The organism is Vulcanisaeta sp. EB80 (assembly GCF_002078205.2).
Genome location: NZ_LCWN02000065.1, coordinates 1 through 12,361, shown reverse-complemented (window position 1 = coordinate 12,361; position 12,361 = coordinate 1). Strand labels below are relative to the sequence as shown.

Here is a 12,361-nt window from a genome sequence, read left to right as displayed (position 1 = left end):
TAACACGCTTCCTGTATTCCCTCGTGTTCGTTATGTTCATGTACTTACCGTTTGGTAATGCGAATCCAGGCTTGAGTTTCTCGATGATTGCGTTCCTAATTGCCTCATACCTCCTGGCTAGCCTACCAAAATCAGTCCTAATCGAGTAGAGCTCAGGCATTAGGTACCGCCTATTCCAATCTGCGATCTTATCAATTGTTGCAATTATATCAATCCTACTCACAGCAACGGTGTTCTCGTTGATGTCGAAGGAAATGATTGAATTTGGCTTCTCCACCCTAGGCTTGATCTCAAAGATAAAAACCGCATACCACTTGTTAGTCCTACGCTTAATCAACAGCGTAGATGCAAGCTCGGCTTCACCACTCAAAACCCTCCACCAAAACAGCCAGAAGTGCTTGTGTGGTCTAAGCCAAACCTCAGTTCGACCACTGGGTAAGGATAGCTTAAGCCTGACTGGGGCTACTGATTTAACGAACTCCTCATAATTCCAGGTCGTTACGACAAACCTAATCGAGATGCTCCTAACCTCCGGGTATGGTTTTTGTGCTAAGCCCTTCCTCCTTCGTGTAATGAATGATTTTGCAATTTCGGATGATTGCCTGATTGCTTGGATGATTAATTGTGAGTTAAGGCTTGGGTACTCCAGCCTATACTTGCGATAAAGCAGCCTTTGAAGCTGTGTTGCACTCGTAACATTATTCGCAACGGCGTACATGGCAACCTCACGAACGATGTTGAGATACATAGTCTCAATGGAGTAGAGCAAACTATTGAGCTCCTTAGTGACCTCAAGCTCGACAGCAACAGCCCTACGCAACATCCACAGGAAAAATAAACAACCAGGCTTAAAAACTCACCCCGCCCTGAAGGGCGAGGCTTATTACCCATTGTGTTAGTTAGTTAAGGGAAATAAAGATTATGCTTCATAATTAATCTACTTATTAATTATGGACGTATACAAAGATCTCCTCATTGGACTTTTCAATGAGTTTAACGAAACCGTATCTCATGAATTGCACTATATCGCTAACACCCACCTTAGACACCGCCTTTTCGGCCAATCCCCTATCCTCGATTATTTTCATGCCCTCGGGTCTCTTGATTATTACTGGCACGTTATCCGTAGGTACCCATTGGATTATTGGTGCATTGACCTTCTTAGCACTCTTAAGGTCCTTACTGTGTATATGCGCTATTGCTGAATCACCCCTCTTATCCGTGATTTCTATGTTTACGAGCTCCATCAACCTAACTATGGACCCTACACTCAATTTCTCAAGATCGGACCTACCGATGAATAGCTCAACCTCACCGTTAACCGGCTCAAGCTGTATCTCCCTGTAGCCACGTTCTGGGTATGACGGGTGCATAGGCAACCTAGCGGTGAGCCTCTCCTGGACTCCTTCGATCACGACCTTAACAGGGTCAATAACGGCCATGTACCTGTCCGCCCTAGGCTCAATCAGTTTCCTATTCTCGGCAAATAAGTTCTCCGAGGTTATTGTAGCATCGGTTGGCTTAACACCAACCTGGAGCATTATACTCCAAATGGCCTCTGGCTGAATACCCCTATTCCTAAGCCCCGCCAGCGTTGGTAATCTAACATCATCCCACCTAATACCAAGAGCCTTAAGCCTAGTCTTACTGAGTGTCATCCCTACAATCCTGAGCCTACCAAAGTGTATGGCCTCAGGCTGCTCCCAACCCATGTGCGCATATACGAAGGATTGCTTTACAGTATTCACGGAGTGCTCCTGGGCCCTTAGTATGTGCGTTATACCCATTAGGTGGTCGTCTATGGATACCGAGAAATTATACGTTGGCCAAACCACGTACCTAGACCCAACCCTTGGGTGCGGATACTTATCCGTGTCTATGATTCTCATGGCCACCCAATCCCTAACACTTGGATCTGGGTGTGCCAGGTCTGTCTTTATCACGAGAATCGCCTCACCCTCGCGATAGCGACCCTCAAGCATCCGATCAAAGAGCTCTAGGTTGACGCTTGGGTCGGCATCCCTATTTCTGCAGGGTTTACTTGTAACCTTCGACTTCTTCCAATCATCTGGCGTACACCCACTGTCCCTTGCCGCAACATAGGCTCCACCCTTGCTTATTATCTCCCTGGCAATGCCGTAGTATATGTTCAGTCTATCTGATTGTATGTACTCCTCATCCCACTTAATGCCTAACCACCTCAGGTCCTCCCTAATTGCATCGTAGGCCTCGGGCAATGGCCTCTTCGTTCTTGGATCGGTATCCTCGAACCTAAGTATGAACTTAGCCTTCCTCCCCAACCCCTCATACTTCAACTTATAGGCGTAGTTAATTATGGCAGGCCTTGCGCTACCCAGGTGGAGTACGAAGTCTGGGTTTGGCGCAAACCTAAGTGTTATCACGCCGTACTTACTATCGTTGGGTAGAGGAGGTAAATCCTCAATACCCTTCCTATACGACTCAACCTTTTTCTCCCCAAGTGTCTCTGGCCACCTGCTCATTAGTAAGTTCCTCTGTTCATCAATGCCTAGGGAATTTACGTAATCAACAACCTCCCTAACTATCTGAACCACATCCCTCGCCATAGACTTCAATGACGGATCTTCGGCAAATACCTTAGAGACCACGGCTTTTACGTCCGCCCTCCCATTGAACTTCACGGCATTAACTAATGCATGCTTAAGGGCTATGTCACGAATCCTCTCTCTATCAATCACCACGAAGTTTGTACAAAATACAATATTTTTAAACCATAACACCTATACCCAACACATGAGGGGGGTCTCGCTACTAATAGGCCCAATAGGTCAACTGGTGACTGCGAAATCGATGCCCTGGAGGTACGGTGACGATGTCTTGATAATGGAGGATGCGGGAATTGCTGTGGATGATGAGTCCATAGTGGATGTTGGCCCGTGGGATAGGATCAGTAGGGAGTACGATAGTAAATGCAGAGTACCTGCAGAGGGCTCCCTCGTCACGGCCGGCTTAGTTGACCCGCACACCCATTTGTTATTTATGGGTAGTAGGGAGGATGAACTCGAACTTAAACTGCAGGGTGTGCCTTATGAGGAGATTTTGAGGAGGGGTGGTGGTATTTACAAGACTGTCAATGCCACGGTGAACGCCACAGATGATGAACTTCGAAGGACTTTATTCGGGAGGTTATTCGATGTTGCTAAGTACGGAACCACCACGATAGAGGTTAAGAGCGGGTATGGGTTATTACCAAGCGAGGAGGTTAGGCTCTTGAGGATTATAAATAATGCCATAGGCAGTGTACCACCTGATGTAGTACCTACATACCTAATCCACGTACCACCCAGGGATGTGGATAGGAGGGATTACATAAAGGCTGTAATAGAGTCGTTTAATGTGGCTAGGGGTCTCGCGAAGTTCGTGGATGTATTCTGTGATGAGGGTGCATTCACGGTTGAGGAGACGAGGGAAATCATGAGGGAGGCCTACGCCAGAGGTTTTGGGCTTAGGCTTCATGCTGACGAGATAGCCTACATAGGATGCAGCGACTTGGTTAATGAATTCAACATAGCATCTATGGATCACCTACTCAATATGCCCGAGAAAAACGCTAAGTTACTGTCATCAAGAGGTACCGTAGCAACGCTACTGCCCGTCACAGTACTATCCCTAATGACCAACAGGAGACCGCCAGTCAAGGCGCTTAGGGAGGCTGGTGTACCAATCGCGCTGGGCTCTGACTTCAGCCCCAACTCCTGGTCCCTAAACATGCAGTACGCGATGGAGTTTGCCACGTACCTACTGGGTATGACACCAATTGAGGTGCTAATGGCATCCACGGTCAATGCAGCGTACAGCCTGGGGCTCAGGGATCGGGGCATACTGCAGCCTGGTTATCTGGCGGATATCGTTGTGTGGGATGTGCCGAATTACAGGTGGTTAAGCTATGAGTTGGGTAGGAATAAGGTATCCCTGGTCATTAAGAGGGGCAATATCCTAGAGGCAACGCCAGAGGGTGTGTTGGCTCGTAAGGAGTGCGGTTGAGGCACCCTAAACAAAGTTTTATTTAAGGAACCATGATGGGTGTTTCGATCCAACAATGGGCGCTGTGGAGCTCGACCCAGATGAAGAGTATGCGATAATACCAGTGAGTATTCTCGAGAGGATACTACGATACGCAACGATCGTGTGCCAGGAACACTGCCCGGTGGGTAGAGACCCATCAACATGCCCATACATAGTCAACCTAACAAGGAAACTTGGATTACCCCCGCCGCCGTGCATAAACGACTACGGTGATTACAGGCAGGATACCTTCAGGGTGATGATTAAGGACCTCGAGCATAAGTACGGTGTCGGTATTAATGAGTTTATAAATAATGTTAGAAGGAGAAAGCCGAGAAGTCTCGAGGAGCAGACCGACTTTATGGAGGCCACATTCTACGTAGGGGTCCTAAAGGAATTAAGTGATATCAAGAAGATATTCATTGCTAAGGGTTCGGACATTAGTCTGACCTCCTCCCTGCCTTGAAAGGGTGTGGGAGGTTTCCTCGCCCTGCCTTCATCGGCTTCTCCGGTGGGGTTCATGGGTTTGCCCCGGGCCAGCATTGCGGGGCTTTCCTCGCTGGCCGTGAAAATCGTGAGCACATACCATAGGTACTGTACGATGGGGTATGGTATAATTGGGTTGGAATCGCCTTCATGTATCTTCCAATCCATCTTCTCCCTCTTCAAATCCCACCAAACTCCTTTACTCCATGCCTCTGGTGTTGTTTTCCACATCATATTCATCACGGATGCGTAGTCCCTATTTACGTAGTGGCCCTTTGGGCAGTAGAGAATGTGCCAATCATTGGTACTCTCAAGCCTAACAAAGTGAACTGGGCATACCCTACTGTTTCTGTATGATGATACGTGGAATATCTTCGAACCCCTCTCCAAAGCCTTACCCTCAACGGCTTCCTCCACAGCCTTGAACGGTGTTTGTTTAATCCTATGCCTCAACTCGTCCTTCCCAATTCCATTAATCATCTCCTCCTGTGGGTTGTTCCCTAACTCTTCAGTTACGATGATTGCCGGCGTTTTTGTCAATTCATTAGCCACATACCTGACACGACCAACCTTCCTACCCCTTTCTCGTAATTTCCTCACCTGCTTCCTGAACTCCCTAGTGTTCGTCACATTCACGTAATTACCGCTCGGTAATGCAAATTTGGGCTTGAGTTTCTCGATTATTTTGTTTCGAATCGCCTCATACCTCCTAGCCAACCTACCAAAATCAGTCCTTATCGAGTATAACTGTGGCGTTGCGTACTGCCTATTCCAACTTGCAATCTTATCGATTGTCGCAACTATATCAATCCTACCCACTGCAACGGTGTTCTCGTTGATGTCGAAGGCAACAATTGATTTTGGTTCTTCCTTCCTAGGCTTCAGCTTGAAGATGAATATGGCATACCACTTGTTCAACCTACGCTTAACAACTAGCGTACTGGCTAGCTCGGCTTCACCACTCAATACCCTCCACCAGTATTGCCAGAAGCGCTTGTGCAACCTCAACCAAACAACCCTACGAACACCAAGTAAGGATAGCTCAAGCCTAACCGGTGCTGTTGAGCGGATAAATTGTTCATAGCTCCATGTGAACTCGGTGAACCTAATGGACACAGCCTTAATCTCGGGGTAGGGCTTGCTCGCCAAGCCCTTCCTCCTCCTCTCCATGAATGACTTCGCAATTTGCGCTGCTTGCAATCGCCTGGATTATTAAGTGAGAGTTCAAGTCTCGGTACTCCAGCCTATACCTGCTGTAGAACAACCCCTGGAGCTGGGTCGCACCCGTAACATTGTTCACAACGGCGTATTCAACAACCTCACGAACGATGTTGAGATACGCAGACTCAACAGAATAAAGTAGCTTGCTGAGTTCCCTAGTGACCTCAAGCTCAACAGCCACAGCCCTACACAACATCCACAAGAAAAGCAACAACCAGACTTAAAAACCACTCACGACAAGAAGGGGCGAGGCTTGTTGTTCGTTTTGTCAAAAGGGCCGCTGTGGTTAAGTGATGAATAATCGCAGAATAATTTACTACCGTTGTCTCACAATAATGGGAAGGAATAAGAACTCCCGCCCCTCCCCTTGAGATTAGGTGATGAGGACCGGAGAGGTGATTTGATGATGCGCCCTCGCAGGGCTGATGAATCTAATGTGTTGGTATCGCCATGCATAACCGTGTATTTAGAATACGTATTCAATTAATTGATGTGATAACGTAATCAGAATCTCAGTATGAATCTACGAATGCTGGAGTTATTTATGCTTGGATTATTTACGTGAAATGCTTGGAAATGCCCTCATTGTGTTCTCGATTATTACGCTACTTAGCTCATTAATATTCACATTAAGTATTTTACTTAGTTCACTTAGTACAAGCTTTACATGGATTGGCTTTGATTGCTCATTAATACTGGGACCAAGCTCCGGGGTGTCGCTTTCCAGGAGCAACCTATCGAGTGGTACCATTAGTGCCAAATCCCTCTTTTGTTGTGACCTGGTTATGGTTGGCGGTATTGAGAAGTAACAACCAAGTTCAAGTAGTCTCGCTATTTGGCTCTTATTACCACTGAATGCATGCATTATGCACTTAACAGGTCCGTACTTACTGAGCAGGTCTATGATATCGTACTCAGAATCCCTGGAGTGAATGATTAATGGTAAATCTAAATCCCTGGCCAGCTCTACCCACTTGGTGAATATGTGCCTTGATATTTCACGAAGAAGTTTATCCCTAACCTTAACGTAATCCAGGCCGACTTCGCCAATACCAACTATTGAGTTAACCCTTTCCCTCACAATCCTCATTATCTCCCCAACTTCCCTAATATCAAAACCACCATAGTCGTAACCCAACGCCGTGAATACAAAACCCCTGTGCCTACTTACGAGCTCAAACGCCCTAGATACCTCATCGAGTCTCATGGTTACATTGATTATTCCCAGCAACCCACCTTTCCGGGCCTCGTCAATTAACTCGTGTGCATGGTAATAAACATCTAACCGACTTAAATGGGCATGCGTATCAATAACCCCCACCCCACCCATGCCTCCCATGCAGTGTTACTACACGTAGTTTAAAAACATTGGGTAAATAGATTTTTAACTGGGATTGCTATTGCCCTTATCGATGTCATCACTCGGCATACACCCACTGGTATATAGGTTCGTTAGGTATTGCCTAAATAGAGCCTACCTGGATCTCGATGACTCAAAATTATCTGCCGATGAGAGGTATAGTCTCGAGACAATACTGGCGATTATTAGGCAGGCAGAGGATGGTTGGAGCACCGTTGATGATGTCACGAAATTCATAAGCGAGGAGTTACCCAAGATTTATAGGCAAGCCCTTGAGAGGCTACCCGATAAGATCGTGGATGAATTATTCGAGAAAGTTTTAAACAACTGCAAAGACCTTGATGAGGTTAGGACAAACCCCAAGTTGCTTAACGCAATTGATAGCGTATTTAATGAGTTAAAGGAGGTTAAGAAGCGGTTTATTGAGGAATCGAAAACGAGGATTTACGAACCATCAGCATGAAGTAGGTAAATCTAAGTGCCTAATTAATAATAATGGATAAATTATAAATGAATGGAGATTGGGGGTATTGTGGATTATGTACACGCATTATTGGAGAGTAAAAAGGTCGTACTATTGAGTGCCTATCCAGGCTTTGGAAAGACCAGGGTGGCAATCAACATAGCTAAGAGGTGGAGTGAGGATGGTGGCGAAGTCCTACTGATCACGAGATCCAGAGCCGAGGCGCTGCAGTTGTGCGAGTTCGCTAGGCAGGTTGGTATTAGGGATAGAACAGCGATGTTCCTGGGTAGGGAGTCACTATGTCCATTTAATGCCCATGATGCTAAGCAATGCCTTCTCTATAGAATGAGTGGTCTATGTAAGGTGAGGGCTAGGGTCTCGATAACGCCGGTCGATACCTGCGATCCCATTGATGTATTTAACGAGGGTTCTTGCCCCTATGAGGTAAATGAGGCCTTGGCATACCAACTGCCAATAATTATATCAACCCACTCATACTTATCAAGCCCTGAGTTGTATAGCAAATTGTCGAATATAATTAATGATTGGCGTAGACCATTGGTCATAATCGATGAATTCCACAATGTAATTTCAGGACTTGAAACGTCAATAGGCATAAGTCTCGATGAGTTGAAGCAGTGGGCATCTCACGGTAATGAGTTGGCTAGGAAAATCCTCGAGAGAACCAGAGACTATGTGCCGCAGAGGGAGGTTGTTGTGGCGAGAAGGTTCGACATTGATGATGTACTAAGAGGTTCTGAAAAGTTTAGTGATAAGGTTCTCGAAATACTCACGCACTATGGAACAGACATGTGCGCCTTCACCTACGACGGTAAGCTGGTTAGGTTGAGGTGCGTATCCTTTAAGCCAATACGCGATCTAATTGCAAGGGCCGATAGAGCCCTATTGCTAACTGCATCGGTTAGTAGAAGGTTTTCGCACATTGTTAATGTAGTTTCGGAGTCGTCATATTACGTGGCCGTGGACTCACTACCTAAGGAATACAGGGATAACTTCACTGTATTCGTGGTGAGGGATGTGGAATTCACGTATAATAATAGGTTATTGAAGAATTACCTTGATCTGGTCGATAAGAGCATTAAAATCTTCATAGAATCAGCACCACCGGTGGGTGGTTTAGGTATTTTCTTCCCAAGTATTGAGTACATGAACACGTACATAAATAATTACTCACCACCTATTTGGGGTGTTCCCACGTTCATACTAGGCGATAGTGATGAAACGCTCAGGTTGATTAATGAGTTCAAGGGGAGCGCCAGGATTACGAAATCCGTGGTAATAACATACGCACAAAACCCAATCGGTGAGGGCGTGAATTTCTTGGAACAGGAATTAATCGGCATAATGATAATTGGCTTCCCATTACCTCAGTATAGCCAGTGGGGATTCCTGAAAGCCCGTTATTACCAGAGAATGGGGATCGGGGGATTTACAACCGCCTTCCTATTCCCAGCGATATCCACAACGGTCCAGGTACTAGGTAGGCTATTGAGGGACCTAGACCGCCATAGGAAGGTTGCCGTGTTGTTAGATCGTAGGTACTACCAATATCGAAGATTGTTACCGCGGTGGCTTGCACTCAGTATTAGGGTCATTGAGTTATCGCAACTCATGCGCGGGAGGTTGTGGTGATTAAGTAGTGACTTATTAATGATGATGAGACAATCTTATTGAGGTGAAATGAGCGCGGTAACCATCACCGCATTGGCGATCTCAACATCGGTGGTAATAGCATCATTAGTGAGGAGACACTTTATTGATAGTGTTAGGATTGGTACACGCCTCGTTTTTCCTTACCGAATACCATTAGATAAGCACATTTGCATTCTGGGCCCGACCAGGTCAGGAAAGTCAACACTCGTTAGGGCGATGATTAAGGAGCTTAGTAGGAAGTATGTCGTCACAGTCCTTGATTGGCATGGTGAGTATGCGGGCATCTTACCAACATTACCGACATCGGCCATTAAAATAGAACTTAATAGATTGCCACCGAAGTTATTAACGGAGATTTTAGGCTTCGGTCTAGGTCTCAATGAACCAAGCATGTACATGCTATACAGGATAATCAGGGATGGCAATTACTCAAGCTTTAACGATTTAATAGGTAAAATCGATAACTACCTAGTTAATACGAGGACGGAGGCCGAGATGAAGGCGGCGATACTTAGGAGACTTGAGTATTCAGCGTCTAACATAGGTAGTGGCATCGTAAGCATTGATAGGCTCATGGAGGGGGATTCCATAATTGACCTTAGTGATCTGACAATAATCGAGGAAAAAAGGCTGGTTTCCTCCCTAATACTGGCTTCCATGTACATGCACTACATGCGTAAGGGATTGATTGAGAGGGGGGTTAGGCATATCTTGATTATTGAGGAAGCCCAGAATCTACTTAATGCGGATGAATCTGGCTACTCAATAATAGATCACGTAATAATGGAGCTGGCAAAGTACGGATTAAGAGCCGTACTCGTCAGCAACGTCATACCAAAATCCTCACTCCTAAAGCATTGTAATGTTGTGCTGTTCAAGATAAATCCCGAGCTATTAGGTGACGAAATTTCAATATCCAGGGACCTAATCAAGAGACTTGGTGAGATGTCCGCGGAGGAGGTCCTGGTTATTACAAATGGAAATATTACCAGAGTGAGACCAGTGAGGTCTACAATGAGCCCCAAACATATTGTTGTTAGGAAACTTGAGATTAGGTCGCGTAATGTGCACACAATTGATGAAGATGTTAAGAAAAAGGCGGTGGCGAATAATAATGAGGGTGAGAACAATAATGGTGGTACTATTAACCAAGGTAATAGTAATATAAACAATGGCGGTAATAATGGTATTGCTACCGTATCGAAGGCATTAAACCTCGTTGGTGTTGACAACGCTAAAAATGGCTCCTCTATGAGTGATGATTCACCATTTAAGAAACAAGTTATGGAGTTAGAGAAGGAGGTCATTAATTTAAGGGATAGGATTAATGAGATTGAACGCATCCTCGAAGCCGATGAGAAGATTATTGAAAAAATCCTCGAATTAGATGACAAGTTGAAAAATAACCAAGCATAGATAATAAAAAGAGATTTCATATGACTCTGTCGGTAGAGAGATCCAACAGTGTCTCCAACACTTAATTTATTTATCTAAGTGGATATATACGGAAACCCTGGTGCCTCAATGACAATTCCGGAAAACCCGATGATGGATTCCAGAAAGGTTAAGGTTCTGATACTCCAGATGCTAAAGGATATGGTGTCGAATGCAAAGGGTCAATTAATAACCTTCAGACCAGCGAAGGTTGCCCAGGACATATCTATATGGACTAGAAAAAGCCCGAGATCAGAGTCAGTAATCGTTAGAAACTTCCTAGAGGAACTGGTAGAGCTCGGTTTAATTAGGGTTATTAAGAGAAGTGCGAGGGGTAAGGTTTATGGGATTGAGCGTGGTACCGAGTTTTGGTTAATTCTTGAACACAATAATGTACACGATGTACTATCGCTCATTGATGGGTATAGAACGAAGAGAAGTAATACAAGTATAAATATGTTCAGACAATTAACTAATGCACAAAAAATAAACCTCATGCACACAGCCATGGATGGTGGCGGCAGAGATTTATCAAACGATTCGTGAACTAATCAAAGACCCCCAATCCTTAATTAATTACATAGAGAATTACCTACTAAGGGCATCTAATACACCCTACATAACTAAGGAATTGAACAATGATCACACGAAATTAATTGCAAACAGTGAGCTAGGCAATGCCGAGTTAAGCATAAACCATGACATTAGAATTAGGGGGCACGGTAAGGCAAAAAATCTCCTAAATGCACTAGTCCTCAGGTATTTAGGTACAGATGGTTCACGTAAGATAACGATACTACTAATGAGAAGAGGTAGTAGAGTTTATAGAGTAAATGACCTACCTAAGCTACAATCATTGCCACTAGGGCTAATAGGCCTCGTACTTACATCATTAATCATAATGTCACTGATAATAGCCGTGCTCAGAATTACGAGCATTTTACCACCAATACATGTAATAGTAGCATTATTATTAGCACCACTGCTTATACCGATAATCTACTCATACATCATACGGGTAAGGATTAGGCACGGCGATTTACGAAACTCCCAAATAATAAAATTCGTCCTGGAGTACAACGATTTTGATGATGCTAGGTTCAACAATGCTCTTCGGCTTCTAACACGGATTGAGAGCTCAAGGTCACTTGATGAAATTAGGAGGTTCGTACTATCCCTAGTAGGTAACCCAGGTACAAGCCCTCGGAATTATTACGAGGAGATAATAGACGTGGACGCGATAATGAACAAACTTGGCATCAAGAACTACGGCATCTACCTAGTTAACATGAACCAGTGCAACGCAGCATCAATAGGACTACCTGGCATCAACTACGTAATACTAACCTCAAGGTTAATTTCTTGCCTAAACGAGAGAGAGTTGATGGCCGTGATAATGCACGAGGTAGGGCATATAATGCATGGAGACTCGGCTAAAACCTTATTCCTAATATCGCTAGCACAGTTAGTCAACATCGCATTAATAACCTACGTAATACCAATAATGAGGCTACCCGCAATACCCATACTCATAACCGCAATACTCATTGAGCTACTCACAATAACGCTCACAATGAAATTAAGCGAATACGCCGCAGACAAATACGCAATGAGGTTCGTACAAGGTAAAGACCTAGCAACAGCACTCATAAAAGTCGCATGGAGGGAGCTACACAACG

11 protein-coding genes and 1 pseudogene are annotated in these 12,361 nt (G+C 44.9%); 7 read left to right on the top strand and 5 right to left on the bottom strand.

What is annotated here, in order from left to right; genetic code table 11:
- Together B7L70_RS10050 and B7L70_RS10045 are read right to left on the bottom strand one after the other, a co-directional pair.
- Window positions 1–823 (bottom strand): annotated as a pseudogene (locus B7L70_RS10050) (hypothetical protein); the annotation flags it as partial.
- Window positions 824–944: 121 nt separating this feature from the next.
- On the bottom strand, window positions 945–2,720 hold the full coding sequence (locus tag B7L70_RS10045) for a glutamate--tRNA ligase (RefSeq protein WP_081227839.1): 1,776 nt from the start codon (window positions 2,718–2,720) through the stop codon (window positions 945–947).
- Between the two features lie 52 nt (window positions 2,721–2,772).
- Here B7L70_RS10045 and hutI point away from each other — a divergent pair, with 52 nt between their 5' ends.
- Together hutI and B7L70_RS10035 are read left to right on the top strand one after the other, a co-directional pair.
- Window positions 2,773–4,023 (top strand): imidazolonepropionase, encoded by a 1,251-nt coding sequence (gene hutI, locus B7L70_RS10040; protein WP_081227837.1) that lies wholly within the window; start codon window positions 2,773–2,775, stop codon window positions 4,021–4,023.
- Between the two features lie 55 nt (window positions 4,024–4,078).
- On the top strand, window positions 4,079–4,510 hold the full coding sequence (locus tag B7L70_RS10035; RefSeq protein WP_081227836.1) for a hypothetical protein: 432 nt from the start codon (window positions 4,079–4,081) through the stop codon (window positions 4,508–4,510).
- On the opposite strand, the gene B7L70_RS10030 is transcribed toward B7L70_RS10035, so the two are convergent.
- The 3 genes from B7L70_RS10030 to B7L70_RS10020 form a co-directional block, all read right to left on the bottom strand.
- On the bottom strand, window positions 4,420–5,700 hold the full coding sequence (locus tag B7L70_RS10030; protein WP_081227834.1) for a zinc ribbon domain-containing protein: 1,281 nt from the start codon (window positions 5,698–5,700) through the stop codon (window positions 4,420–4,422). The genes B7L70_RS10035 and B7L70_RS10030 overlap by 91 nt on opposite strands.
- On the bottom strand, window positions 5,651–5,947 hold the full coding sequence (locus tag B7L70_RS10025; protein WP_081227832.1) for a hypothetical protein: 297 nt from the start codon (window positions 5,945–5,947) through the stop codon (window positions 5,651–5,653). The genes B7L70_RS10030 and B7L70_RS10025 overlap by 50 nt, the downstream gene beginning before the upstream one ends.
- A gap of 357 nt (window positions 5,948–6,304) precedes the next feature.
- Window positions 6,305–7,081 carry a TatD family hydrolase gene (locus B7L70_RS10020; protein ID WP_081227843.1) on the bottom strand — a complete coding sequence of 259 codons (777 nt, stop codon included), beginning with the start codon at window positions 7,079–7,081 and terminating at the stop codon, window positions 6,305–6,307.
- 82 nt (window positions 7,082–7,163) lie between these two features.
- Here B7L70_RS10020 and B7L70_RS10015 point away from each other — a divergent pair, with 82 nt between their 5' ends.
- The 5 genes from B7L70_RS10015 to B7L70_RS09995 form a co-directional block, all read left to right on the top strand.
- Window positions 7,164–7,574: a hypothetical protein gene (locus B7L70_RS10015; protein ID WP_081227830.1), complete on the top strand. Its 411-nt coding sequence runs from the start codon at window positions 7,164–7,166 to the stop codon at window positions 7,572–7,574.
- Window positions 7,575–7,625: 51 nt separating this feature from the next.
- A complete protein-coding gene (locus B7L70_RS10010; protein ID WP_081227829.1) occupies window positions 7,626–9,227 on the top strand; it encodes a helicase C-terminal domain-containing protein in 1,602 nt (533 codons plus the stop codon).
- 48 nt (window positions 9,228–9,275) lie between these two features.
- Window positions 9,276–10,664: an ATP-binding protein gene (locus B7L70_RS10005; RefSeq protein WP_081227827.1), complete on the top strand. Its 1,389-nt coding sequence runs from the start codon at window positions 9,276–9,278 to the stop codon at window positions 10,662–10,664.
- Window positions 10,665–10,772: 108 nt separating this feature from the next.
- Window positions 10,773–11,228 (top strand): hypothetical protein, encoded by a 456-nt coding sequence (locus B7L70_RS10000; RefSeq protein ID WP_081227841.1) that lies wholly within the window; start codon window positions 10,773–10,775, stop codon window positions 11,226–11,228.
- Window positions 11,194–12,361, top strand: a 1,168-nt coding sequence (locus B7L70_RS09995) for a M48 family metallopeptidase (RefSeq protein WP_081227825.1), incomplete at its 3' end; no start/stop codon positions are given. The genes B7L70_RS10000 and B7L70_RS09995, both read left to right, overlap by 35 nt.